The following is a 25,139-nucleotide window of genomic DNA, read 5'->3' on the forward strand; positions in this document are numbered from 1 at the left end:
CGACATCTGACAGGATCACATGATTTGCAGGATCAAGGACCCTCAGAACGAATCCTGTTCATTCAGTTCTTTCCACCTTCCATCACCCGGCGCCACAGGTCGCGTACGCCCTCCCGCTCCTGCGCAAACTCCGCCGCATCCACCACCGCAGGACTCTCCTGAAGCGTCAGGCGATGGATCCGGTCCCTGAAGGCGCGATAGGTGTCGGTCAGGAAGCGCGCATCCGCTTCGGGCAACAGCCCGCACTCCACCAGGCGCTCCAGGATGCGGATATTGTCCGGGTAGTCCAGGAGCGGCGGGTGATCGCAGGCATGCGCCAAAACGCAGTATTGGACCATAAATTCGATGTCCGCGATACCACCCGGATCCCGCTTGAGATCGAAGCTGCCGTTCTGCCGTGATGCATGCTCGGACCACATCTTCTCGCGCATCTCGCGCACCTCGTCGCGCAGCCTGCCGCGTTCGCGGCAGATCCCCAGAATGCGCCGGCGCAGTTCACCGAAGGCCTCACCGATGCGCGTATCACCCGCCACGGGCCGGGCGCGCACCAGAGCCTGATGCTCCCAGGTCCAGGCCCTGGTCTCCTGGTACTGCTCGAAGGCATTGAGGCTGCTCACCAGCAGTCCCGAGGCGCCGCTCGGCCGCAGGCGGGTGTCCACCTCGTAGAGCCGCCCGGCGCCCGTGTAGGTGCCGAGCACGTGCACCACCCGCTGTCCCACACGGGCGAAGAACTCGCTGTTGTCCACGGATCGCTCGCCGTCTGTCACCTGCCGCTCGCCGGCGCTGTCGTGGACGAACACGATGTCCAGATCGGATCCGTACCCCAGCTCCAGACCGCCCAGCTTGCCATAGCCGATGATGGCGAATCCCGGCTCGTACTCCCGGCCGTCGAGCACGCATCGGGGACGGCCGTGACGGGCGTGAAGCTGCTCCAGCACCACCGACAGCACGCGCTCGAGCACCACCTCGGCGATCCAGGTCAGATGGTCGCTCACCTTCATGATGGGCAGAACGCCCATGATGTCGGCGGCGGCCACCTTGAGCACCTGCACCTGCCGGAACTGGCGCAGGCGATCCATGACCTGCTCCATGTCCTCGCCGGGGACCTGGCCCAGTTCCTCATCCAGCTCCCGGGCCAGTCCCTCACGATCCGGCGGCGCATACAGGCTGCGGGGATCCAGCAACTCATCCAGCAGCAGGGGATGACGCGTCAGCAGTTCGGCCAGCCAGGGGCTCGCCGCGCACAGCTTGACCAGCTGGGACAGCGCCATGGGGCTTTCCACCAGCAGTGAGAGGTACACCGAACGCCGTGCGATGGCCCGCACCAGGGTGAGGAGCCGCGTGAGCGTCACGTCGGGGTTGTCGGTGCCGGCAGCGGCGCCGAGCAGCAGCGGCATGAGGCGGTCGAGCCGCTCGCGCCCGGTAGCCGTGAGTGCGCGGCACACGGGGCTCCCGCGCAGGTCCTCGACCCACTCCAGCGCCTTGGCGGGGTCCGCGAATCCCCGCTCCGACAGGATCGCCTCGGCCTTCTCTCCGCTGCGGTCGCCGGCCCAGACGGAGGCCAGCACCGCCTGATCGTCTTCCGGGCGCCCGTCGTCCCGATGTCCGCCCTGGGGTGCGGCGAACACCTGGTCGAAGTGCTCGTGCACCCGGCGCCGATGGGAGGACAGCGCCCGCTGGAATGCGGACCAGTCCGCAAAGCCCATGGAGAATGCCAGGCGTGCGCGTGCCTCTTCGGACTCGGGCAGACGGTGGGTCTGCTGGTCCCCGGCCATCTGCAGGTGATTCTCAGTGCGGCGCAGGAACGCATAGGCAGCAATCAGCTGCTCGGTGGCAAATGCCGGCAGCAGACCCTGCTCGGCGAGCCGGCGCAGCACGGGGCGGATGCCGCGGAGTTGAAGGGTGGGATCCCGACCGGCGCGGATCAGCTGAAAGGCCTGGCCGATGAACTCCACCTCGCGGATGCCGCCCTCGCCCGTCTTGATATCGTCTCCGCGGCTGCGCCGGGCCGCCTCGCGGTTGATCATGGCCTTCATGTCCCGCAAGGCGGCAAAGGCCCCGTAGTCCAGGTAACGCCGAAACACGAACGGCCGCAGGGCACTCGTCAATCGCCTTCCCGCCTGCCGGTCCCCGGCCACCACCCGGGACTTGATGAGGGCGTAGCGCTCCCATTCACGGCCATGGCGTTCGTAGTAATCCTCCATGGTGTCGAAATCCATGGCCAGCGGCCCGGAATCGCCGAAAGGCCGCAGGCGCATGTCCACGCGAAAAACAAACCCTTCGGCGGTGTTCTCGTCCAGTGCCCGAATCAGCCGCTGTCCGAGGCGGGTGAAAAACTGCTGGTTGTCCAGGGGCGAATCCCCGTCCGTGGTGCCCGCCGAGGGGAATGCGAAGATCAGGTCCACGTCCGAGGAGAAGTTGAGTTCCCTGCCGCCCAGCTTGCCCATGCCCAGCACCACCAGCCGCTGGACCCGGCCGTCGGCATCGCGCGGTTCTCCATGGCGCTCGGCCAGGCGGCTGTGAAACCAGTCGGCGGTCTGATCAATGCAGTGCTCGGCCAGGTCGGTGAGCTCGCCCAGGGTCTCGTCCAGGGTGGCCGCGCCGGACAGGTCGCGCCAGGCGATGCGCAGCATCTCCCGCTGGCGCAGTTGGCGCAGCCTGGGCAGGAGGTCCTGTTCATCGGCGCACGGCTCCACCACGGCCCGAACCCGGGCCGCCATTTCACCGGGCGCGAGCGGCCGATCGAGGGTGCCCTCATCCATCAGGTGCACCAGCAGGCCGGGCCACCGGATGCACAGCCGTACCACGAACTCGCTGCCCGCCCAGACCCGGGGCAGCGCCTCGGGCCAGCGTTCCGGCGCCCCGTCCAGCCCCCCGCAGGCAACCTCGAAATCGCTCAGCAGACGGGAAAGCTGCGCATGAAAGCGCTCGGGCACAGGGTCCAGAGAAGGCCGGGGCGTGGGGCTCATCAAACCAGATTACGGGGCGCCCCGACGCCCCGCAAGCCCGCCGTGCCAGGCCCGATGCGGGCATCGGCATAGGGGCGGTCAGCATAGCTGACCGTTCCCCTGCCACACCACCCGGCATGCGGGTCCGCACCGGGCGGTTCGAGAAGTTGAGGTCATGAGAGACGCGGCACTCCCAGCCGCTCAAAATAGGCAATCGTCAGCACGTGGTGCACGGCAGAGAGGCTGTTATGCCACCAGCGGCGGCTCAGCGCCGCCACCGATTGCGCCACCCGGGCACTGGCTCCCAGCCGGATCAGTTCCCGGTAGATCGTCTTGCCGCGTCGCCACTGTTTGAGCTGCAAGGACCGTAGGCGGCGGCGTATCCACTCGTCCAGCCTGCGCCAGACACTGGGGGTTTGCGCCAACCCAAAGTACCCTTTCCAGCCCAGCAGATAACTGCGCAACCTGCCGATCACCTCTGCCATGCTGCACCCGCTGTTGCGCCGGGTCAGTTGCCTGACCCTCTGCCTGAACGCCTCCAGCGCCTTTTCCGACACCCCGCGTCGCACCTCGCCATCCCCGGACCGCCACAGGGCGTAACCAAGGAATTTGCGGCCGAATACGCGGGCCACCGCACTCTTGGATTCATTGATCCGCAAGCGCAGTTTGTCGTAACAGCGCCGCAGCAGACGCATCACCCGCTCGCCCGCCTTCTGACTGCGCACGTACACGTTGCAGTCGTCGGCGTAGCGGGCGAAGCGATGGCCTCTGCGTTCAAGCGCTCGATCCACTTCGTCCAGCAACACGTTGGCCAACAGCGGCGAGAGCGGGCCGCCCTGCGGCGTCCCCCCCACGCGCTCGATCACCACACCGCCATCCAGGATGCCCGCGCTCAGGTAGGCACGCACCAGCCGGATGACCCCGGCATCGTTCACGCGCCTGCTCAGGCGCTCGATCAGGATGTCGTGGTTGACCCGGTCGAAGAACTTCGACAGGTCGATGTCCACCACGATGTGGCAACCTTGGCTCACGTAGCGCTGCGCGGCCAGCACCGCGTCCCGCGCCCGGCGACCGGGACGGAACCCGTGGCTGTGCTCGCTGAAGGTCGGATCAATCTGCGGTTGCAGCACTTGCAGCAGTGCCTGCTGAATCAGACGGTCGGTGACGGTGGGTATCCCCAACTCCCGTTCGCTCCCGTCCGGCTTCGGGATGCCCACGCGCCGCACAGGCTGCGGCCTGTACGTGCCGTCCAGCAACTGCTGCCGGATGCTCGGCCATGCGTGTTTGAGGTGTTCTCCCGTCCGGGCTATGTCCAGACCGTCAACACCCGCAGCTCCCTTGTTTGCCTTCACGCGCTTCCAGGCGCGTTGCATGTTCTCCCTCGCGAGCGCCTGCGCCAACAGGTCCCGCCCTGCGTCCTCCGATCCTCGTCGCGGGAGGCCGGTTTCATCGCTGGTCCTTCGGGGCAGGGCTTCACCCTGGCCGTTCACAACCCGCCCCGCTGATGCGGGCATCTGATGCTCTACCGTTCTCATCGACAAGGCGTTTGACGCTCCTTCTCGTTCGGCCCTTCGCCCCTTGTTGGCAGCTACTACGGCCTCTGCTGACTTCTCGCTCCGGCTCTACACCGTCGCCCTTTCAGGCACAAGGCGAGATCTCCCCGGGTAAGAACGCACCCCTTCACCGCACAACCGCCGCATTTACGCCGCTTCGCCTTGGCCACGAGAGCTTCGCGGCTTCTTGCCCGCTCGCCCTGCTCGGCAGCGCCTTGTATCCGGTTCTTGTCCATCGGCTCGCGGTTTACGCTCCACGCTTCCTCCCCACGGTCGGTCACCCTTCCGCAGTTGCGCTTCGCTTCGTTCGCTGTGGCCAGCTTACGGGGGGACTTGCACCCCCAGGAGTGCGCCCGTGCCGGGCGCACAAAAAAAGCGCGGCCTGGGCCGCGCTAATAACCACCAAAGGAGGATGGAGGAGTCCACTGAATCCCGGAGGGGGGCCGGAATTCAGTATGTGGTTAGTTTCTAATATAAGATTATTGATGTCAAGTGGAACCTGGTCACAAAACGGAGATTCCGGGCCCAACCCGACAAACGGTCGGCAGACAGGGGATGCGGGCGGTTTCGGGGCCCCAGGTGATGGCTTGTCACCCCCTCTGCATTCAGAGACAAGGCAAAGAGGGATTTGTTCGTTGTCCGTTGTCCGTTGTCCGTTGTCCGTTGTCCGTTGTGAATGGTGGCTCCGGCTCTTGACTACATACAACTGACAACTGACAACTGACAATCTTCAGATCCTAAGACGATCCACCACCCGGCCGTGGACCAGGTGTTCCTGGACGATCTCCTCCACGTCTTCCTCGTCCACATAGGTGTACCAGACGCCCTCGGGATAGACGACCGCCACCGGGCCCTCATTGCACCGGTCCAGGCAGCCCGCGACGTTGACACGAACCCCGCCCTTGCCGGCGATACCCAGTTCCTTGGATCGGCGCTTGGCGTAGTCGCGCATCTCGCTGGCACCATAGTTGGCGCAGCAGTTGCCGTCCTCCCGGCAGTTGGTGCAGAAGAAGAGATGGCGCTGATAGTAGGGCATGGGGACTCCGGGGGTCGGGTTGCCCGGGGCACCAGGGCCCCCGGGATCACCAGAAATTGTAAACCAGGCTGACCGCAGTGATGGTATCGGTCTTCTCCCGCCCCTCGGGCACCTCGGAGTTGTGCCGGGCGGTCAGGGACAGGCGCATGGCCAGTTGGTCGATGATGTTGGCGGTCAGTGAGGTCACCGACTCCACCTCGGTGTTGTCATTGCTCTGGATCAGCAGGTCCTGGCCGAAGTAGGCGTTGTCGCCGATCCGGCGCTCCAGATACAGGGCACCACGCAGGATGGCGTGGTCATCGCGCTGGCCATCCTCCAATCGGTTTTGCCGGTAACCGACACCGGCCTCCATGTCCAGGCGCGTCCGGTTCGACTCGATCACCCGGTGCCCGTAGCCCACGGAGGTGGACGCCTGGTAGTCATACCCGCTGAACCGGTCCCTCTCGTAGCGAAAAGCGCCGAAGAGGTACGCCCTGGGCCGAAACTTCCAGTCGCTCTTGAAACCGCCCACATAGCGCGTCGCCGTGGACTCGCTGTCCTCGGAACGCCTGAGGGCCTCGAGTTGCAGGGTATGACGCCATATCTCCTCTTCAAAGCGGACCCGGGACTTCGCATTGATGCTTTCGGACTCGGTGTTGCCGGTGGTCCACACCGCACCCAACTCGGCAAATCCGCTCCAGCCCGCTTCGTCACCCCACTCGTCGGCCTGGGCCGGCACAGCCAGCAGCAGGGCCGCGCACAGGGAACTGATAGACTGTATTACCACTCGATTGAGAACAGGCACGGCACCTCCCTGACGAATTGAGCCGGGGTTTGCGCCGATACCCTAACAAATCCCGAATGATCATCCCCAATACCCCCAGGAAAACATCGGTGAAATCTGCAGACAGGATCACGATGTCCGGCTCCGGAGACAGACAGGATTGGCGTGACAAGGCGGTGTCCGCCCTTTATCTCCAAGCGTTCCCCTTGCATCGTATCGGCGACCTGCATGCCGCTTGAGGATACCGATCGCTGCGTCATGTGCGGGCTGTGCCTGCCCCACTGCCCCACCTACGGGCTCACCCGGCAGGAAGGGGATTCCCCGCGCGGACGCATCAGTCTCATGCAGGCCCTGGCCGGCGGACAACTGCCGGCGGATGACCGCCTGACCGCGCATCTGGACGGCTGCCTGGGCTGCCGGGCCTGCGAGGCCATGTGCCCGTCCGGCGTGCCCTTCGGGCGGCTGATGGATGAAGGCCGTGCACTGCTGCGGGAGATGCGGGAGGATCGCCCGAAGCTACCGGCCCTGGCACGCCCCCTGTTGCGCAGCGATCGGATCGGGCGCAGTGCCGCCGCGCTGCTGCACGCCTACCAGCGCAGCGGGGTCCACGGCACCCTGTCGCGCGCGCTGGATCGGGGCCGTCTCGGGCGGGCCCTGTCGCTGCTGCCGCCCGGTGCTGCCCCGGCCATCCCCGGAGGCCTCCACAGGCCCGCGGGCACACCCCGCGGCCGGGTGAGCCTCTTCACCGGCTGCACGGGCGCGGCCTTCGAGGGCGGGGCGCTGGCGGCGGCCCGCGACCTGCTGCTGGCCCTGGGCCACGAGGTGGACATACCGGGAGGTCAGGATTGCTGCGGGGCACTGGACCTGCACGCGGGCGATGCCGCGGCGGCGCGTGCCTGCGCCACACGGAACCTGGCGGCCCTCGGGGCACCGGATACCCCGGTGATCGCGCTCAACAGCGGTTGTCGCACCCAGCTGCACGAATATGCGCAACTCCTGCCCGGGGAGGCCGGCGGCACTTTCGCCGACCGGGTGCGCGATCTGTGCGGCTTCCTCCTGGAGCAGGACCTGGAGTCACTGACCGTCGATTCACGCCCGGCCACGGTGGCCGTGCACCTGCCCTGCACCCTGCGCAACGTGCTCAGGGAACACGGCGCCATGCTGGCACTCCTGCGCCGCCTGCCGGGCACCGAGGTGGTGGAGCTGGAAGGCAACGCGTACTGCTGCGGCGCCGCCGGTACGCACATGATCTCTCACCCGCAGGCCGCCGATGCGCTGCTTGCGCCCAAGATCGAGGCGGTCAGGCGACTCGGCCCGCAGGCGGTCATCACCGCCAACATCGGCTGCAGCCTGCATTTTCAGGCAGGATTGCGGCAGGCGGACATCGACATCCCTGTGGTGACACCGGCGGAATGGATTTGGTCGCTTGTCAGTGGTCAGTAGTCCGTTGAAAAATGCGACAATCTACTGACAACTGACAACTGACAACTGACAACTGACAACTGACAACTGACCAACCCATGCGAACCCTGACCCTGACCGACCGGCTTCTGAGCGGCGTGGACAACGCGCTGCGCACCCTGCTCACCACACCCGCGGGCACGGGGCGTCCGACGCCGGGGGCGACACTGGCCGAGGGGGCATTGCAGGACGCCGAACGCGCCCACGCGGGACGGCTGATGCGGGTGAACCACGCTGGCGAGGTCTCGGCTCAGGGGCTCTACCAGGGCCAGGCACTCACGGCACGCGACCCCGGGGTGCGCAAGACCATGGAGCGCTCCGCCCAGGAGGAGAACGATCACCTGCGCTGGTGCGAGGCGCGCATGAATGCCCTCGGCACTCACGCCAGTTTCCTCAACCCCCTGTGGTACACGGGTTCCTTTGCCCTCGGCGCCCTTGCCGGGATCGCCGGGGATCGCTGGAGCCTGGGATTCGTGGCGGAGACGGAACGCCAGGTGGTGCGCCACCTGGACAAACATCTGCACAGCCTGCCCCAGGCCGATGAGCGTTCCCGCGCGGTGGTGGTGCAGATGAAGTACGACGAGGCGCACCATGGCGCCATCGCCACGGACCTGGGCGGCACGCAGCTGCCCTGGCTGGTGAGAGAGGTGATGATGCCCGCCATGTCCCGGGTGATGACACGCACCGCTTACTGGGTATGAGAGCGCCAGAGACAGGATACAAGAGGCAAGATACAAGAAAGGGCGGCGGGGCAACTCAAAGCCTCCCTCTTGTATCTTGCATCTTGTCTCTTGTATCTAACTCTTTCCTATATTCTTCCCGTAGAAGATCTCCGCCATCTCCCGTTGCAGCAGGCGCTCGATGCGCTTGAGGTCCTTGGCGGAATAATCTTCCTTGCCCAGGCCGAACAGGTAGTTGTCGATGTCGAACTCCTTGATCAGCATCTTGGTGTGGAACAGGTACTCCTGGTAGACGTTCACATCCACCATCTGGTAACGGTCCTGGGTGTCCCTGGACAGGAAGTTCTGGATGGAGTTGATCTTGTGGTCGATGAAGTGCTTCTTGCCGCGGATATCCCGGGTGAACCCGCGCACCCGGTAGTCCATGATCACGATATCGGACTCCAGGCTGTGGATGAGGAAGTTCAGGGCCCGCAACGGTGAGATGCGCCCGCAGGTGGACACATCGATATCGGCGCGAAAGGTGCTGATGCCGCCGGCCGGGTGGCTCTCAGGATACGTATGCACCGTGATGTGGCTCTTGTCCAGATGGGCCAGCACGGTCTCGGGCAGCGGCCCCGGACCCGGGGGCTCGGTATAGCCGATCTTCTCGGTGGCGACGGGTTCCTCGGAGATCAGCATGGTGACGCTGGCCCCCTGGGGCTCGTAGTCCTGGCGGGAGATATCCAGAACGTTGGCACCGATGATGTTGGCCACCTCGGTGAGGATCTGGGTGAGCCGCTCGGCGTTGTAGGCCTCGTCGATGTACTCGATGTACTCGCCCCGATGCTGCTCGCTGGGCGCATAGCAGATATCGTAGATGTTGAAGCTCAGGCTCTTGGTGAGGTTGTTGAAACCGTGGAGCTTGATGCGCTTGTTGTGAGGTCCCACCAATGTCGCGTCCCCGCAAAAAGTCGCATTGTAGGGGTGCGGCCCCATGAGTCAATCGAAACGCCCGTCGGGCGGCGGAATTCAGGCGGACGCGTCGCCCGACCGGCAGGCCTCGGCGATGGGTGGATGCCAGATCATCTGCACCCGATTGCCCTCCGGATCCCGGCAGTAGAAGCTGCGCGCACCGTCGCGATGGGTGCGCGGCGCGGTGTCCATGGGCACTCCATGGGCCTTGAGAAAGTCGTACCACGGGTCCACATCCGCCTCCCGGCGAAGGATGAAACCCAGATGGTCCAGGCGCGACTCGATCTCCTCCACCGGCCCCACATGCAGCGCCAGGTTGTCGCAGCCGGAGGTGAGATAGAGGTTCTCGGAATCCGGCCGCCATTCAACCCGCATGCCCAGCAGTTCCACGTAAAAATGCTCGCAGGCGGCCAGGTCCTTTACGAACAAGGCCACGTGGCGCATGCCCGCGGTGGCAGGAGGGCGCTGCGGCATGCTCATTCGCCCTGCGCGGGACAGGCCTCGCGCACCTCGAAGTCGTGGGTGATCTCGGCGGTGGCGCCCAGCATCACGGAGGCGGAACAGTACTTCTCGGCGGAAAGCTTCACGGCCCGCTCCACGTGACGTTCCTGCACATCCCGGCCCACGACGATGTAATGCACGTGAATGCGAGTGAACACCCTGGGCTCCGTCTCGGCTCGCTCGGCCTCCACCTCAACCTGGCAATCCGTCACAGACTGCCGGGACTTTTGCAGTATCATGACCACGTCGAAGGCGGTGCAGCCGCCCAGCCCCAGGAGCAGCATCTCCATGGGGCGCGGCGCCAGGTCACGGCCGCCCAAGTCAGGGGCCCCGTCCATGATCACGGCGTGACCACTGCCGGTCTCGCCGACAAAGCTCATGTGATCCAGCCACTTGACCCGTACCTTCATGACAGGGATTGTCCCTCCGTGCTATGTTTCATTGGCCGGATTGTGTCATTGGTTCAGGACCCGGCGGTTCTTGCAAAAAACCGTTCATATCAAGGGGTTGCGCGATTCAACGAGCAACGAGACAGCGCACCATCCCGGCTGCGGATTGATCGGGACGACCCCATCGAGGCCGACATGAGCATCCTGCAAAGGCAAAAACCCGTGCAAGATCCAGCGCTGGAGAAGCTGCTGGGCCACTGCCACAGAAGGCAGTACCCCGCTCGATCCACCATCGTGCATGCCGGAGACCAGCCCGACACCCTGTACTATATCATCCAGGGTTCCGTGAGCGTGACCATCGAGGACGACGAGGGCCACGAGATGGTGCTCGCCTATCTCAACCCCGGCCAGTTCTTCGGGGAGATGGGTATTTTCTCGGCCCAGGCGCGCAGTGCCGGCATCACCACCCGCAGCCCCACGGAAACCGCCGAGATCCACTATCCCAAGTTTCTGGAAGTGGCGATGCAGGATCCTCAGATCCTGTTCCTTCTCGCCTCCCAACTTGCCATGCGCCTGCGCGACACCAGCCGCAAGGTCATCGACCTGGCCTTCCTGGATGTCACCGGCCGCATCGCCCGTACCCTGGTGGAACTGGCCCACCAGCCCGACGCACTGACCCACCCCGACGGCATGCAGATCCGCATCACCCGCCAGGAACTGGCCAAGATCGTGGGGTGTTCGCGCGAAATGGCCGGGCGCGTGCTCAAGGACCTGGAGGAACGCGAGCTCATCACCGCCCACGGCAAGACCATCGTCGTCTTCGGGGTTCGCTGATCAACCGGCTTTTTCGCCACGAAGCGCGAAGGGTTTTTGACCTGATCGCTCCGTGCCTCTTATGCGCTTCGTGGTTGAGCATCCCGGTGCCGGGCACATCGGGCGCCGCCCAAGGAATCTCTCTCGAAAAGCCGCCACGCACGCCAGGAAAACCGGACATCAGGTAGGTTGGGGTGAGGGACGAACCCCAACATGAGATACCTGATCCCGGCCAATGCTGTTGGGGTTCGCGCTGCTCACCCCAACCTACACATGCTTCAAATTCCTGGCGTGCGTGGCAGCTTTGCGAGAGAAGTGCTTTTTTTGAACCCTGCGTGTCCTTCGTGACAGACCACTGATTCTGCTTCTTTACCCGAACAGCTCCGCCAGGCGCGCGCCCGGGTCGGCGGCCGTCATGAAGGCCTCGCCCACGAGGAAGGCGTGCACGCCGGCCTCGCGCATGCGCGCGACGTCCTCGCGGGTATGGATGCCGCTCTCGGTGATCACCATGCGGTTGCCGGGGATCATCTTCACCAGGTCCAGGGTGGTTTCCAGCCGAGTTTCGAACGTGCGCAGGTCACGGTTGTTGATGCCGATCAGGGCGGCGTCCAGTTTCAGGACCCGTTCCAGTTCCCGCGCCTCATGAATCTCGATCAGCGCGTTCATGCCCAGCTCATGGGTGAGCATGAGCAGATCCTGCAACCGGGCGTCCTCCAGCGCCGCTGCGATCAGCAGCACGCAGTCGGCCCCCATGACCCGGGCCTCGTAGACCTGATAGGCATCGACGATGAAATCCTTGCGCAGCACCGGAAGCGAACTCGCGGCGCGGGCGTCCTCCAGGTGCACATCGGCGCCCTGGAAGAAGTCGCGGTCGGTGAGCACCGAGAGGCACGCCGCGCCGCCCGCTTCGTAACTTCGCGCGATGGAGGCCGGATCGAAGTCCTCGCGCAGCACCCCCCTGCTGGGGCTCGCCTTCTTGATCTCGGCGATCACCGCCGAGCGTCCCCCCTCGATGCGCGCCTCAAGCGCCGCTAGAAACGGTCGCACCGCAGGCGCGGCGTCGATGAAACCACGCAGATCCTCCAGGGACGTGCGCAGCATGCGTTCGGCGATCTCCTCGCGCTTGCGATCGAGGATCCTTGCCAGGATGTCGGGGGTATCGGTCATCGGGTGGTTCGCCTGGGTTTGAGAGGGATTGCCACAGAGGTCTCATTCCACCGCTCAACAGGACTTCGAGAAGGCCACCAGCTGTTCGAGCTTCTCCGCAGCGGCGCCGGAGTCGATGGCCTGGCGTGCCTTGTCGATCCCCTCGGCAAGGCTGTCGGCCACGCCCGATACGTAGATGGCGGCGCCCGCGTTGAGCAGCACGACGTCCCGGGCGGGGCCGGGCCTGCCCTCCAGTACACCCTGGATCATGGCCAGGCTCGCGGCGGCGTCCTCCACCCTGAGTTCGGAAAGTTCGGCGCGCCGCAGGCCAAAATCCTCGGGAGACACCAGGTAAACCCTGACCTCGCCATCCCTCAGTTCCGCCACCCGGGTGGGGGCGCCGATGCTGATCTCGTCCAGACCATCCTCGGCATGCACCACCATGACATGCCGGCTGCCAAGACGGCCCAGCACCGCTGCCAGGGGCTCCAGCCAGCGGTTGCTGTACACCCCCAGTACCTGGTTGGGGGCGCCGGCAGGGTTGGTGAGCGGGCCGAGCACATTGAACAGGGTGCGCACACCCATTTCCCGGCGCGGACCGATGGCATGCTTCATGGCACCGTGATGTCGCGGCGCAAACAGAAAACCCACGCCCACTTCGTCTATGCAGCGGGCCACCTGCCCGGGGGTCAGATCCAGGTTCACGCCGGCCGCTTCCAGCACGTCGGCGCTGCCTGATTTGCTGGACACGGAACGATTGCCATGCTTGGCCACGCGCCCACCGGCTGCCGCCGTCACCAACGCACTGGCGGTGGAGATGTTGAAACTGCCGGAGGAATCGCCGCCGGTGCCGCAGGTATCCACCAGGTGATCGGCGGTCACCTCCACCCGAGTCGCCAATTCCCGCATGACCTGCGCGGCGGCAGTGACCTCCTCCACCGTCTCGCCCTTCATGGCAAGCCCGATCAGGAACCCGCCGATCTGGGCCGGCGTGGCCTCCCCGTTCATGACCAGACCCATGACGGCGGTCATCTCCTCTCCGCTGAGGTCCCTGCGCTGCGTTACGGCGCGGATGGCTTGCTGCATGTCCATGGTGTCAGGTATCCCGTGTCTTGTCGTGGTTCACGCCGGATTCTCCGGACCCCCGTGCCGGGGGTCAATAGAAGTGGCAAGTAAAGGCATAAAGGTCCCGGTCGCCAATGCATACGGGATTCCTTGCCACTTGAGACTAGCCACTGGCCACTGCCTTCATAGCCAGGAAGTTGCGCAGCAGGTCGTGACCATGCCGGGTCAGGATAGACTCCGGGTGAAACTGCACGCCTTCCACGGGCAGGGACTTGTGGCGCACGCCCATGATCTCGTCCATGGCCCCGTCGGGGGTCTCGGTCCAGGCAGTGATCTCCAGGCAATCGGGCAGGCTGTCCTTCTCGATCACCAGCGAGTGGTAGCGGGTGGCTTCGAAGGGATCGGGCAGGCCTCGGAAGACACCCTGACCCGTGTGATGGATGAGCGACGTCTTGCCGTGCATGATCTCCCGGGCGTGCACCACCCTGCCCCCAAACGCCTGGCCGATGGCCTGGTGCCCCAGGCACACGCCGAGCAGCGGGATCTCGCCGGAGAAGCGCCGGATGGCCTCCAGGGACACCCCCGCCTCGTTGGGCGTGCAGGGCCCCGGCGAGATCATGATGCGCTCGGGCGCAAGCGCGGCGATCTCCTCCACCGTGAGCGCGTCGTTGCGCCGCACGTCCACCTCCGCCCCCAGCTCACCCAGGTACTGCACCAGGTTGTAGGTGAAGGAATCGTAGTTGTCGATCATAAGAATCATGCCTGGATAACCTCGACCGGAAAGCCGCGACAGCAAACCGTGACAGAGAACCGCGACGCAAAGCCGCGATGACGCAAAGGAACGCAAACCTTCTTCACCACTGACTTAGAGGCCGTTGACCACTCTGCGAATACCGTGGCGGAGTTGCGGAGCATTGAAGTTGATCAACAGACCCAACCGCAAACCGCTCAGGCGCAGATACGAGAGCAGCTGTGCCAAATGCAGCGGTTGCAGGTTCTCCACCGCCTTCAACTCCACTATCAACCGGTCCGCCACCAGTATATCCAGCCGATACGCGGCATCGAATGCGACACCCTTGTACTGTGCATTAAGGGGCACCTCCGATCGGTAATCGACACCCCGCAGGTCCAATTCCCGGCACAGGGCCTGGCGATAGACAGACTCCAGCAAACCGGTCCCCAGCACTCGATGCACCTCCAAGGCCGCCCCCACCACTTCGTACGACAGCGCATTTTCATCCATGATCTCGTCCTTACTTTGCGATCCTTTGCGTCTTCGCGTCTTTGCGTCGAACGCCGTTGACTTTGACCCTACTTCAGCCCCGCCTCCGCCATGGCCACGGCACGGAACACGGCGCGGCCCTTGTTCATGGTCTCGGCCCATTCGTTGTCCGGGACCGAATCGTGCACGATACCGGCGCCCGCCTGGATGTGGAGCTGGCCGTCCTTGATCACGGCGGTACGGATGGCGATGGCCGTGTCCATGTTGCCGGCCCAGGACAGGTAACCGACGGCGCCGGCATAGATGCCGCGCTTGACGGGCTCCAACTCGTCGATGATCTCCATGGCGCGGATCTTGGGGGCGCCGCTCACGGTGCCGGCCGGGAAGGTGGCGCGCAGCACATCCATCGCGCTCATTCCCTCCTTCAGATGCCCGGTAACGTTCGAGACGATGTGCATCACGTGCGAATAGCGCTCCACCACCATCTGTTCGGTGAGCTGCACGCTGCCGGTCTCGCTCACCCGCCCGGCATCGTTACGCCCGAGATCGATGAGCATCAGGTGTTCGGCGCGCTCCTTGGGATCGGCCAGCAGTTCCGCCTCAAGGCAGCGATCCTCATCCTCGGTGGAACCTCTGGGACGCGTCCCGGCGATGGGACGCACGGTGACCGTGTCGTCCTCCAGGCGCACCAGGATCTCCGGGGAGGAACCCACCACCTGGTGATCGTCCAGATCCAGGAAGAACATGTAGGGGGACGGATTGAGGCTCCTGAGTGCCCGGTAGAGATTCAGGGGAGGCGCGCCGAACGGGATGGATAGACGCTGCGACAACACCACCTGCATCACGTCACCCTCGACAATGTACTCCTTGCAGCGGGCGACGGCGGCCTTGAAACCATCCTCGGTGAAGCCGGAGACGAAATCCGATTCACGCACCTTGCGGGCATCCGCGCCGGACACCGGGACAGCCGCGGACTCACCGAGTCGCCGACGCAATTCGTCCAGCCGCTGCTCGGCCGCGGCAAGACCTGTTTCCGGCCGGGCATGGACCACCAGGTACAGCCGTCCGGCCAGGTTGTCGTAGACCACCACCTCGTCCGAGACCATGAGCAGAATGTCCGGCACTCCCAGAGCGTCGGGTTTCTCCACGCCCGCAAGCCGCGGCTCGATGTAGCGGATGGTGTCGTAACCGAAGTAGCCCACGAGTCCGCCCGTGAAGCGGGGCAGCCCCTCGATCTCCGGTACACGCTGCCGGGCCTGAAACCCTTCCATCCAGGCGAGCGGGTCATCCACCTGCGTGTCCTCCACGACCGTCCCCTCGTCCTCCACGGTCACGTGCCGGCCGCGCACCTTGACCACGGTGCGGGCGGGCAGCCCGATGAATGAGTAACGCCCCCACTTCTCGCCGCCCTGCACGGACTCGAACAGGTAGGAAAAAGGCGCGGCGGCAAGCTTGAGGTAGATACTCAAGGGAGTGTCCAGGTCCGCCAGGATTTCACGGACCAGGGGGATACGGTTGTATCCCTGGCGGATCAGTTCATTGAATCGTTCAGGGGTCATGATGCAGTTCCGGATCGTTACGGTGGATGGGGCCGAACAAAGGCCGAACCAAGCCGTACGCGGCCCGACTCAGCCTGCTGTCAGCCGCGCCATCGCTCACCGATGCCGATCGGGAAGCGCATCGTCATGCCGCCTCTTCCAGGAGCCCCTGAATCTGGTCCAGTCGGTCGATCACCGCATCGGGGCCCTGGTTTCGAATATCCTCTCCGTGATTGTAGCCATAGCTCACGCACACGATGGTGAAGCCCGCGGCCCGCGCTGCCTTCACATCGCTGCGGGAATCGCCCACCATCAGCGATTCCTCCGGCGTGACACCCAGATGTTCCGCGGCGTAGAGCAGCGGCGCCGGATCGGGCTTCTTGAGAGGCAGGGTGTCGCCGCTGACCACCAGCTCGAAATAGTCACGGATCGCCATATCACGCAGCAGGGGCATCGTGAACTGCTCTGCCTTGTTGGTGACACAGCCCATCCGGACACCGGATCGCTGGAGATAGTCCAGACCCTCGCGCACACCCGGGTACAGCAGGCTGCGTCCGGAGGTGTTCTCCCGGTACAGGCGCATGAACACGGGCAGGGCACGCCGGAACTCGGCCTCATCGGCCTCGCCATCCACGGCATTGATCAGTGCCCGCTGCACCAGACGCTCCACGCCGTTGCCCACCCACTTGCGCACGGCAGGCTCGCCACGCTCCGGGAGACCCAGTTCACGCATCATGGCATCCACGCACCAGGCCAGATCCGGCACGCTGTCCACGAGCGTGCCATCCAGATCGATAAGGACCATCTTGGGCCGTGCAAGGCTCATACGCATTCCCTCAGGCCCTGGCCAGCTCTTCGCGCATCTTCCGGATGATGCTCTCGTAGTGATGCGGGTCATCCTTGCTGGCGGCACCGAAGATGGCGGAACCGGCCACGAAGGTATCGGCGCCCGCCGCCTTGATCTCGCGGATGTTGTCCGCCTTCACGCCTCCGTCGATCTCGAGCCGAATCTCGCGACCGGATTCGTCGATGCGTTTGCGGACCTCGCGCAGCTTGTCCAGCGTTGCCGGGATAAAGGCCTGGCCGCCGAATCCCGGGTTCACGGACATGAGCAGGATCATGTCCACCTTGTCCATCACGTAGTCCAGGTAGGACAGCGGCGTGGCCGGATTGAACACCAGGCCCGCCTTGCAGCCCTCACCCTTGATGAGTTGAAGAGTGCGGTCGATGTGGTCGGAGGCCTCCGGATGGAAGGTGATGTAGCTGGCACCGGCCTTGGCAAAATCCGGCACGATGCGGTCCACCGGCTTGACCATCAGGTGCACGTCGATGGGCGCTTCGACACCATGCTTGCGCAATGCCTCGCAGACCAGAGGACCGATGGTGAGGTTGGGTACATAATGGTTGTCCATGACGTCGAAATGCACGATGTCGGCACCGGAGGCCAGGACATTGACCACTTCCTCGCCCAAACGGGCGAAGTCGGCGGACAGGATGGACGGTGCGATCAGATCGGGTTGTGCCATGGTTGCAATGCCTCTTTACAGGCCGGCGGACCGGCCGGTGAATGTCTGGGCGCGACGGCCGAAGGCCCGTAAAGCGCGCGGAACTGCGCAATTTACCCGAAAGGCTCAGAAAATTCGAGTAGCGCGTCGGACCTGCCGGTTGTCAGGGATCGGTTGTCTTGTTCGACTGACCATGGACCACTGACAACGGACAGCCTTTCAATAGTTTATGATGCGCACCGAACCCAAAGAACACGAGGATGCCCCATGTCCATCGCCATCACCCTCCACGTCCTGTCTGCCGTCATCTGGGTAGGGGGCATGTTCTTCGCCTACATGGCCCTGCGCCCGGTTGCGGCAAACCTTTTGGAACCGCCGCTTCGCACCACCCTCTGGCGCGACACCTTCGATCGCTTCTTTCCCTGGGTATGGGTAGCGGTAATCGTCCTCCTGCTGACGGGCTACTGGATGATCTTCGCCAAGTTCGGCGGGATGGGCACCTCGCCCCTCTACGTGCACGTGATGAACGGCCTGGGGATCGTGATGATGCTCATCTACCTGCACGTGTTCTTCGCGCCGTTCCGGCGCATGAAACAGGCCATCACCGCCCAGGACTGGCCCGAGGCAGGCCGCCGGCTGGGTCAGATCCGGATGCTGGTGGGGATTAACCTGATCATCGGTCTGCTGGTGATCGCGGTGGCCTCCGGCGGGGCGTATCTGATCATCTGATTTCCCTGTCACCGTAGAGGGAAAAAGGAATCTGTAGGTTGGGGGTGAGCGCAGCGAACCCCAACTTCGGTGTCTGGTCCTGCCTTGATTGTTGGGGTTCGCTGCGCTCACCCCAACCTACGGTGGACAGGACACGCATGACCACTGATCTACGGTGCGCTGCCCGCTGAACAGGTATCAGCCACAGAGGACACAGAGGGCACAGCAAAACAGGTAATGACAACCAGGGGCATCCTCCATTTCGGCTTGCCTTTCGTCTCTGTGACCTCTGTGGCTCAAAAAAGGCGGAGCCCGCACCCGAGCAGTGTCTGCGCGAGTCCCGGTCCCCACCGGAGCCCACAAAAAAGCCGCCCGCAGGCGGCTTTTTTGTTCTTCAGCCCGAGAGCCTCAGAGGGTCTCGATGTAGGCAGCCAGGTTGGCAATGTCCTCGTCGGACAGGTTCGCTGCCTGGGGAGCCATCAGCGGGGTATTGGCACCCAAGGTCTCGCCGGCGCGGTAACGCGTCAGCAGATCAACGATCTCTTCGGCGGTGTGACCGGCCAGCTTGGGGAAGATCGCCTGGCCCTGGCCCTGGGCGCCGTGGCAGGCGATACAGGGCGCGTACTTGGCCTTTCCGGCCTCCACATCACCTGCATGGGCCGCACCACCCATGAACAACGCGGCCCCGAGGGCCAGACCGGTAAACACGAACTTCTTCATCTGCAAACTCCTCCGTCTGTTTTCTGGACTCAGTGCCCGCCCCGCGGGGCTCGCGGCAAATGGCGGGATTATCCGGCAACCTTGCACGCAAGTAAACTTTATCCAGACTGAACGGCGGCTGAACGGGTTCGCAATGCGTCTTCAACGCGTCGCAACGGGCCTGGTCATAAATCAGTTATATTGGCACATAAACACTGCAACTTACCGGCCATGGAGATAGCGCTCATCGGACCAGGTGCACAGCCACTGGGGCTTCAGCATCACCATGGCGGTGACCATGATGCCGTTGAGGATGGCCTCTGGAAGCACCAGCAGCGGCAGGTAGACCAGGTACTCGGAGGTGATCTTGCCCGCCGGATACACCTCCAGTACGTAGACCAGCCCACCCACCGCCAGCATGCTGGCCAGAATGGCCAGCGCCGCGCCCGCGAACGCGCACAGGTAGAGGTAGATGAAGGGATGAGGCGGGAGCGTGCGCTCCACCAGGCGCAGCACGCCGTAACTGACGAATACCGGCAAGACCCCCGAAAGCAGCGCCGCCAGCGGCAGCGAGGCCCAGTCCTGGCCCGTAAACAGGGTCACGGGAATCAGGGCAAAGGCCACCGCCAGGAGGGCAAACTGCCAGCCGAACATGAGCGTCACCGTGGTCACCGCCAGATAGTGCAGGGACAACCCCGGCGAAACGCCGGCATTGAGGCTCCACAGAACCGCCAGCCCCGTGACACCCATGGCGAACAGCGACAATCGCCCCGGCTGGTAGAGTTGCCACCAGGGCGCCGTGCGAAGGGCCCGCCACATGATCGCGGCATAGCCCCCTGCGGCAAACAGCAGCGGCGCCGGGGTGAACAGTTCGGCCGTAAGCAGCATGGCGGGATCCGGACGTCGGTCGATCAGTACCTTGGACGCGAGGGGTGGGGGGGTCGTTCCGTGTCATTCTCTTGAACCACGAAGCGCATGAAGAATGCCAAGGGGTTCATGAAAGAATCTGGCAAGGACGCCAGGCACGTCAAGGAACCCGACAATTGCGTAGGTTGGGGTGAGCAGCGCGAACCCCAACAACATTGGCCAGGATCAGGCGCCGCATGTTGGGGTTCGTTCCTCACCCCAACCTACCTGATCTCCGGGTTCCTTGACGTGCCTGGCGTCCTTGCCAGAGAAGGGTTTCTTCGTTGTTTCTCCTTCGTGGCTCCCACGAAAACATCCTGTTCCCGGCACGACAGCGCGTCGCCGGCGGCGGTACGGGCTTCCCGGTGAGCAGGGGTTTGCGGTATCTACTCCCGCACAGCCAGCGCCACGGTATATTCGCGACCCTGCTTGAGCTTGTCGTAATTGCCGAACACGTCCTTGAACCCCCGCTCGATGAAGCGGCGCAGTCCGGTAATGGTCACCACGTACAGGCGGCCGCCCGGGTGCAGATGCTCGAAGGCGTCGTACAGGTAAAGATGGAGCAGTTCCTTGCCCACCTTGGCGGGCAGGTTGGAGGCCACCAGGTTGAAGCGGCGGTCACCTACAGCGCTGAAGCCATTGCTCAGAAACGCTTCGGCATTGTGGATGCCGTTGAGCCGGGCGTTCCGGGCGCTGTAGTCCACCGCCACGTAATCCTTGTCCACCAGGCAGGTGCGGCCACGGGGCGCCAGGCGCGCGAGGACCAGCCCGATGGGCCCGTAGCCGCATCCCAGGTCCAGGCAGTCATCGGCCTCGTCCACGTGCACATGATCCAGCAGCAGGCGCGTACCCCCGTCGATCCCCCGCGGCGAGAACAGACCCCAGGTGCTGTGGAAAGTGAGCCGGTGCCCGCACAGGGTGTCGCTGAAGACGATGTCCTCACGCAGGCTGGAGATGTATTCGTCGCGAAGCATGTCAAAGGTGATTCAAGATTCAAGGGGGGATGCGCCCCGGCACCGTTCCCCTTTGAATCTTGAATTGCCCTCATTAGAGTGCATCGAAGATTGCCTCCGCTTCGGCGATCACCCGTTCCAGATCATCCCCCAGTACGCAGAAATGCCCCATCTTGCGGCCGGGGCGGGCCTCGGCCTTGCCATAGAGGTGCAGCTTGGCCGCGGGGTGCCGGAACAGCGCGGACCAGTCCGGCTCGCCGCCGGCCCACAAGTCCCCCAGCAGGTTGACCATCACCACCGGCGAAAGAAGGCGGGTGTCGCCAAAGGGCAATCCACAGACGGCGCGTACCTGCTGCTCGAACTGGGAAGTGACGCAGGCGTCCAGTGTGAAGTGGCCGCTGTTGTGCGGCCGGGGGGCGATCTCGTTGACCAGCAGTTCGCCCGCCGTGGTGATAAAAAACTCTACCGCCATCAGTCCGACGTAATCCATGGCCTCCGCAAGGCGCATGGCCGCCTGGCGAGCCGCCTCCACCAGCTCGCCCGGGGCACGGGCCGGCACGATGCTCGTGTGCAGAATGCCGCTCCGGTGGACATTCTCCGCCACCGGGTAGCTCCGGGTCGAGCCATCCACGCCCCGGGACAACACCACGGAGATCTCCATGGCCAGATCCACCCGGCGTTCCAGTACACTGGGCACGCTCCCGAGGTCCGCGAAGGCGCGCCGGGCCGCCTCGGGCGAATCCACCGGGATCTGGCCCTTGCCGTCGTAGCCCAGGGCGGCACGCTTGAGGATGGCGGGCGCGCCCACCTGCGCAAACGCGTCGTCCAGCTCAACCGCCTCGCCCACCACCCGGAAAGGCGCGGTCGGCAGACCCAAGGACTGGATAAATGTCTTTTCACGCCCGCGATCCTGGGTGCGCAGCAGGCACGCGGCGGACGGACGCACCGGCAGGCTTTGCGCCAGCGTCTCCAGTGTGTCGGCCGGGATGTTCTCGAACTCGGTGGTCACAGCCGCGCAACGGCCCGCCATCTGCTCCAGGGCCCAGGCATCGCCGTAGGCCGCATGCAGGTGCTCGTCGGCCATGCGCCCGGCAGGGCTGCCGGTATCGGGGTCCAGCACCAGCACCCGGTACCCCAGGGTGCGTGCAGCCACGGTAAACATGCGGCCCAGCTGGCCGCCCCCCAGCATACCGAGTGTCTCGCCGGGGAGGATCACGGCACCGGAGGCAGCTGCATGGCGAGCACCTGCTCCGAAAGCTCGCGACGGTACTCGGCCAGCCGGGCCACCAGTTCAGGATCGTGCCCGGCCAGCATCGAGACTGCGAACAGGCCGGCGTTGGCGGCGCCCGACTCGCCGATGGCAAAAGTCGCCACCGGGATGCCCTTGGGCATCTGCACGATGGAAAGCAGAGAATCCTGCCCCTGAAGATGCCGCGACGGCACCGGCACCCCCAGCACGGGCAGCGTGGTCTTGGAAGCCAGCATCCCGGGAAGATGCGCCGCACCCCCGGCACCGGCGATGATGCATTTCAACCCCCGACCCCGGGCGCCCTCGGCATACTCGAACAGCAGATCCGGGGTGCGATGGGCGGAGACCACCCGCGCCTCGTAGGGCACGCCGAAGGCCTTCAACTGGTCCACGGCATGGGCCATGACCGGCCAGTCGCTCTGACTGCCCATGACGACGCCGACAATTGGGGATTCGTTGGACATGTTCGCTTGTGCGGCAGAGTGAAGGATCGCTAAGGATAACCCATTGAATTGCGAAGTGGGAATTGAGAATCGGGAAGGAGAACCGAGGATGCAGGCAATCCCGCACCGGCCGATTCCCGCATCACCCCCCGGTTGCCACTTCCCAATTGACCCCCTCCCCCTTCACAATCGGATGTACACACGCAACTGCCGCCGATAAAGCCGAATGTCCGAGCCCCTGTTTGAAAGCCACCTTGCGTCCCTGCCCCTGGTCCATCGGGGCAAGGTGCGTGACCTGTATGCGGTGGGAGACCATCACCTTCTGATCGTCACCACGGACCGGATCTCCGCCTTCGACGTGATACTGCCCACACCCATTCCGGGCAAGGGCGAGGTACTCACCCGCATCTCCGAGTTCTGGTTCAGGAAGCTGGAGTCCATCGTGCCCAATCAGCTGGCGGACATGGGCCTTGCCGAGGCCGTGTCCGACATCGCCGAACGCGCCCCGCTGGAAGGACGCAGTCTGGTGGTGAAACGCCTGAAGGCACTGCCCATTGAGGCCGTGGTGCGGGGTTACCTGATCGGGTCCGGCTGGAAGGACTATCAGGCCACCGGCCGGGTCTGCGGACTGCCTTTGCCGGAAGGGCTTCAGATGGCCGACCGGTTGCCCGAGCCCATCTACACCCCGGCCACCAAGGCGGCGGTGGGCGAGCATGACGAGAACGTGGATTTCGACTATACCGCCGAGCTGGTCGGCCCGGAGCTGGCCGCCCAGGTGCGTCAGACGGCGCTGTCCCTCTACAACACGGCGGCGGCCCATGCCTTGGAACGGGGCATTATCATTGCCGACACCAAGTTCGAGTTCGGTCTGGACGACGAGGGTGAACTGCACCTGATTGACGAGGCCCTCACCCCCGACTCCTCCCGGTTCTGGCCCGCGGACACCTACCGCCCAGGCATCAGCCCGCCCTCCTTCGACAAACAGTTCGTGCGCGATTATCTCGAGACCCTTGACTGGGACAAGAAGGCCCCGGGCCCGGAACTGCCGCCGGAGGTGGTACAGAAGACCGCCGAGAAGTACCGCGAAGCGCTACAGCGGCTAACGGACGAGGGCTGATTCAAGATTCAAAATTCAAAGGGGTACACGTCTCGTGCCATCACCACACCCGTTCAACCCAACCATCCCCTTGAACCTTGAACCTTGAACCTTGAACCTTGAACCTTGAATGTCTTTAAGAGGTTTCTTCATCACCGGAACGGACACCGGCGTCGGCAAGACGGTGGTGGCCTGTGCGCTGATCCGTGCCCTGCGGGCGGCGGGACGTCACGTCAGCCCGCGAAAGCCCGTGGAATCGGGCTGTGAAGCACGCGGTGAGGGGCTCTTTCCGGCGGATGGCGCCGCCCTGCGCGACGCCGCCGTGGAACCGCTCGCCGATCTCGCCACCGTCACGCCCTATCGCTTCCGCCACGCGCTCTCTCCGGACCGGGCCGCGCGCCTGGCTGGTGAGACACTTTCCGTGGACGCGCTGCATCAGGCCTGTGTCACGGGGCTGGGACAGGACACCACGCTGGTGGTGGAAGGCGCCGGCGGCTTCTACTCGCCCCTGGCCGAAGACGGCCTCAATGCCGATCTGGCCCGGGCCCTGGGCCTGCCCGTGATCCTGGTGGCACCGGACCGGCTGGGGGTGATCAACCATGTGCTGCTCAGCGCCGAGGCGATGGGTAGCCGGGGGCTTGAACTGGCGCTGGTGGTGCTCAATGCGGTGGACACGCCGCACCCCGAGGGCATGGACAACCGGACGGATCTCGCCAGGCGTCTGCGTTGCCCGTTCCTGAGCTTTCCTCGGGTGGACGGCCATGGAGAAGGCGCGAAGGTGTTTGCCCCATGGCTCGCCACACGCCGTTGATCTATCGGTCACCGGCGGTTCGGCCCGGGGTCGGGCCTCCTACAAGCGGATCGCCCACAGCGCCCTCCTTGCCACTTGAGACTTGCCACTAGCCACTGCCTCACCCAGCCACCCGCCGCCAGTACCGCTCGCTCCAGTAATACAGCACCGTGGTATCCCGGGTCGGATAAGTGTCTGCATAATCAATACCCCGGGCAGGCATCTCGACATTGTCCCGCGCGGGATCCAGGGGACGCCAGGTACTGTCGCGGTGTTCGCCTACCGGGCGGCGCCCCATGCCCTCATGACGTCGTTCGGCAACCCCGAACTGCACGAAGTTCTGCTGCGCGCGCTCGAGTGAAACGCTGTTGGGCCCGCCGGGCATGAGCGGGAAACGCAGCTGCACCAGGTTGTCCTCCCAGCAGCAGATGGGGCAGCGATGGTGGCTGCCGGGCTGCATGTCGAACACCCGGTAGCCGCATACCGGACAGGGGAACCTCGCTTCACCGACCTTGATCATGATTGTCAGTTGTTGTCAGTTGTCAGTTGTCAGTTGTCAGTTGTCAGTTGTCAGTTGTCAGTTGTCAGTTGTCAGTTGTCAGTTGTCAGTTGTCAGTTGTCAGTTGTCAGTTGTCAGTTGTCAGTTGTCAGTTGTCAGTTGTCAGGAGCGTAATCGGCCCCGGAGGCATGTCAACGGGTCTTTACAACGGACCACTGACAA

General features: G+C 64.4%; 26 protein-coding genes. 6 read left to right on the forward strand and 20 right to left on the reverse strand.

The window, feature by feature from the left end:
- Positions 1-62 precede the first annotated feature (62 nt).
- The 4 genes from glnE to THITHI_RS0108555 form a co-directional block, all read right to left on the reverse strand.
- On the reverse strand, positions 63-2,972 hold the full coding sequence (gene glnE, locus THITHI_RS0108540; protein WP_026186185.1) for a bifunctional [glutamate--ammonia ligase]-adenylyl-L-tyrosine phosphorylase/[glutamate--ammonia-ligase] adenylyltransferase: 2,910 nt from the start codon (positions 2,970-2,972) through the stop codon (positions 63-65).
- A 149-nt stretch (positions 2,973-3,121) separates the two neighbouring features.
- Positions 3,122-4,321 carry a group II intron reverse transcriptase/maturase gene (gene ltrA, locus THITHI_RS0108545; RefSeq protein WP_018232667.1) on the reverse strand — a complete coding sequence of 400 codons (1,200 nt, stop codon included), beginning with the start codon at positions 4,319-4,321 and terminating at the stop codon, positions 3,122-3,124.
- A 910-nt stretch (positions 4,322-5,231) separates the two neighbouring features.
- Positions 5,232-5,537, reverse strand: a complete 306-nt coding sequence (locus THITHI_RS0108550; RefSeq protein WP_018232668.1) for a (2Fe-2S) ferredoxin domain-containing protein — start codon at positions 5,535-5,537, stop codon at positions 5,232-5,234.
- A gap of 46 nt (positions 5,538-5,583) precedes the next feature.
- On the reverse strand, positions 5,584-6,321 hold the full coding sequence (locus tag THITHI_RS0108555; RefSeq protein WP_033336925.1) for a DUF481 domain-containing protein: 738 nt from the start codon (positions 6,319-6,321) through the stop codon (positions 5,584-5,586).
- Positions 6,322-6,528: 207 nt separating this feature from the next.
- Here THITHI_RS0108555 and THITHI_RS0108565 point away from each other — a divergent pair, with 207 nt between their 5' ends.
- Together THITHI_RS0108565 and coq7 are read left to right on the forward strand one after the other, a co-directional pair.
- The gene (locus THITHI_RS0108565; protein WP_018232671.1) at positions 6,529-7,743 is read left to right on the forward strand and encodes a (Fe-S)-binding protein; all 1,215 of its coding nucleotides are present in this window, start codon (positions 6,529-6,531) and stop codon (positions 7,741-7,743) included.
- 77 nt (positions 7,744-7,820) lie between these two features.
- Complete coding sequence (gene coq7 / locus THITHI_RS0108570) at positions 7,821-8,462, forward strand: 2-polyprenyl-3-methyl-6-methoxy-1,4-benzoquinone monooxygenase (protein WP_018232672.1); 642 nt, start codon at positions 7,821-7,823, stop codon at positions 8,460-8,462.
- A 96-nt stretch (positions 8,463-8,558) separates the two neighbouring features.
- On the opposite strand, the gene speD is transcribed toward coq7, so the two are convergent.
- Genes speD through THITHI_RS0108585 form a run of 3 tightly spaced genes read right to left on the reverse strand, consistent with a single transcriptional unit; the run spans position 8,559 to position 10,306 of the window.
- On the reverse strand, positions 8,559-9,419 hold the full coding sequence (gene speD, locus THITHI_RS0108575) for an adenosylmethionine decarboxylase (protein WP_018232673.1): 861 nt from the start codon (positions 9,417-9,419) through the stop codon (positions 8,559-8,561).
- 33 nt (positions 9,420-9,452) lie between these two features.
- A complete protein-coding gene (locus THITHI_RS0108580; RefSeq protein ID WP_026186188.1) occupies positions 9,453-9,875 on the reverse strand; it encodes a VOC family protein in 423 nt (140 codons plus the stop codon).
- Positions 9,872-10,306, reverse strand: coding sequence for an OsmC family protein (locus THITHI_RS0108585; protein WP_018232675.1), 435 nt, complete (start codon positions 10,304-10,306; stop codon positions 9,872-9,874). The genes THITHI_RS0108580 and THITHI_RS0108585 overlap by 4 nt, the downstream gene beginning before the upstream one ends.
- Positions 10,307-10,480: 174 nt before the next feature.
- Between THITHI_RS0108585 and crp the strand changes: the two genes are divergently transcribed.
- Positions 10,481-11,119: a cAMP-activated global transcriptional regulator CRP gene (gene crp / locus THITHI_RS0108590; protein ID WP_018232676.1), complete on the forward strand. Its 639-nt coding sequence runs from the start codon at positions 10,481-10,483 to the stop codon at positions 11,117-11,119.
- A 348-nt stretch (positions 11,120-11,467) separates the two neighbouring features.
- On the opposite strand, the gene trpC is transcribed toward crp, so the two are convergent.
- The 7 genes from trpC to rpe all read right to left on the reverse strand — a co-directional run bounded on the left by trpC (position 11,468) and on the right by rpe (position 17,595).
- A complete protein-coding gene (trpC, locus tag THITHI_RS0108595; protein ID WP_018232677.1) occupies positions 11,468-12,265 on the reverse strand; it encodes an indole-3-glycerol phosphate synthase TrpC in 798 nt (265 codons plus the stop codon).
- A gap of 54 nt (positions 12,266-12,319) precedes the next feature.
- Positions 12,320-13,336 (reverse strand): anthranilate phosphoribosyltransferase, encoded by a 1,017-nt coding sequence (gene trpD / locus THITHI_RS0108600; protein ID WP_018232678.1) that lies wholly within the window; start codon positions 13,334-13,336, stop codon positions 12,320-12,322.
- A 136-nt stretch (positions 13,337-13,472) separates the two neighbouring features.
- Positions 13,473-14,069: an anthranilate synthase component II gene (locus THITHI_RS0108605; protein WP_026186190.1), complete on the reverse strand. Its 597-nt coding sequence runs from the start codon at positions 14,067-14,069 to the stop codon at positions 13,473-13,475.
- Positions 14,070-14,174: 105 nt separating this feature from the next.
- Complete coding sequence (locus THITHI_RS0108610) at positions 14,175-14,552, reverse strand: GxxExxY protein (protein WP_018232680.1); 378 nt, start codon at positions 14,550-14,552, stop codon at positions 14,175-14,177.
- Between the two features lie 68 nt (positions 14,553-14,620).
- Positions 14,621-16,090 carry an anthranilate synthase component I gene (gene trpE / locus THITHI_RS0108615; protein ID WP_018232681.1) on the reverse strand — a complete coding sequence of 490 codons (1,470 nt, stop codon included), beginning with the start codon at positions 16,088-16,090 and terminating at the stop codon, positions 14,621-14,623.
- A 124-nt stretch (positions 16,091-16,214) separates the two neighbouring features.
- Positions 16,215-16,895 carry a phosphoglycolate phosphatase gene (locus THITHI_RS0108620; RefSeq protein WP_018232682.1) on the reverse strand — a complete coding sequence of 227 codons (681 nt, stop codon included), beginning with the start codon at positions 16,893-16,895 and terminating at the stop codon, positions 16,215-16,217.
- A gap of 10 nt (positions 16,896-16,905) precedes the next feature.
- Complete coding sequence (rpe, locus tag THITHI_RS0108625) at positions 16,906-17,595, reverse strand: ribulose-phosphate 3-epimerase (RefSeq protein ID WP_018232683.1); 690 nt, start codon at positions 17,593-17,595, stop codon at positions 16,906-16,908.
- Positions 17,596-17,841: 246 nt separating this feature from the next.
- Here rpe and THITHI_RS0108630 point away from each other — a divergent pair, with 246 nt between their 5' ends.
- Entirely contained in the window at positions 17,842-18,303 is a 462-nt protein-coding gene (locus THITHI_RS0108630; RefSeq protein WP_018232684.1) for a CopD family protein, read from the forward strand.
- 387 nt (positions 18,304-18,690) lie between these two features.
- Here THITHI_RS0108630 and THITHI_RS0108635 read toward each other — a convergent pair whose 3' ends face one another.
- The 5 genes from THITHI_RS0108635 to purE form a co-directional block, all read right to left on the reverse strand.
- Positions 18,691-19,002 carry a c-type cytochrome gene (locus THITHI_RS0108635; RefSeq protein ID WP_018232685.1) on the reverse strand — a complete coding sequence of 104 codons (312 nt, stop codon included), beginning with the start codon at positions 19,000-19,002 and terminating at the stop codon, positions 18,691-18,693.
- Between the two features lie 201 nt (positions 19,003-19,203).
- Positions 19,204-19,869 (reverse strand): energy-coupling factor ABC transporter permease, encoded by a 666-nt coding sequence (locus THITHI_RS0108640; RefSeq protein WP_018232686.1) that lies wholly within the window; start codon positions 19,867-19,869, stop codon positions 19,204-19,206.
- Between the two features lie 404 nt (positions 19,870-20,273).
- The gene (locus tag THITHI_RS0108645) at positions 20,274-20,861 is read right to left on the reverse strand and encodes a class I SAM-dependent methyltransferase (protein ID WP_018232687.1); all 588 of its coding nucleotides are present in this window, start codon (positions 20,859-20,861) and stop codon (positions 20,274-20,276) included.
- Between the two features lie 73 nt (positions 20,862-20,934).
- The gene (locus THITHI_RS0108650; protein ID WP_018232688.1) at positions 20,935-22,056 is read right to left on the reverse strand and encodes a 5-(carboxyamino)imidazole ribonucleotide synthase; all 1,122 of its coding nucleotides are present in this window, start codon (positions 22,054-22,056) and stop codon (positions 20,935-20,937) included.
- Positions 22,053-22,520, reverse strand: a complete 468-nt coding sequence (gene purE, locus THITHI_RS0108655) for a 5-(carboxyamino)imidazole ribonucleotide mutase (protein WP_018232689.1) — start codon at positions 22,518-22,520, stop codon at positions 22,053-22,055. The genes THITHI_RS0108650 and purE overlap by 4 nt, the downstream gene beginning before the upstream one ends.
- 238 nt (positions 22,521-22,758) lie before the next feature.
- Here purE and THITHI_RS0108660 point away from each other — a divergent pair, with 238 nt between their 5' ends.
- Entirely contained in the window at positions 22,759-23,649 is an 891-nt protein-coding gene (locus THITHI_RS0108660; RefSeq protein ID WP_018232690.1) for a phosphoribosylaminoimidazolesuccinocarboxamide synthase, read from the forward strand.
- Positions 23,650-23,758: 109 nt separating this feature from the next.
- On the forward strand, positions 23,759-24,439 hold the full coding sequence (gene bioD, locus THITHI_RS0108665; protein ID WP_018232691.1) for a dethiobiotin synthase: 681 nt from the start codon (positions 23,759-23,761) through the stop codon (positions 24,437-24,439).
- A 100-nt stretch (positions 24,440-24,539) separates the two neighbouring features.
- Here bioD and THITHI_RS0108670 read toward each other — a convergent pair whose 3' ends face one another.
- Positions 24,540-24,938, reverse strand: coding sequence for a CPCC family cysteine-rich protein (locus THITHI_RS0108670; protein WP_018232692.1), 399 nt, complete (start codon positions 24,936-24,938; stop codon positions 24,540-24,542).
- Positions 24,939-25,139 lie beyond the last annotated feature (201 nt).

Origin of the sequence: Thioalkalivibrio thiocyanodenitrificans ARhD 1 (assembly GCF_000378965.1) — a bacterium.
Classification (GTDB): Bacteria; Pseudomonadota; Gammaproteobacteria; order Ectothiorhodospirales; family Ectothiorhodospiraceae; genus Thioalkalivibrio_A; species Thioalkalivibrio_A thiocyanodenitrificans.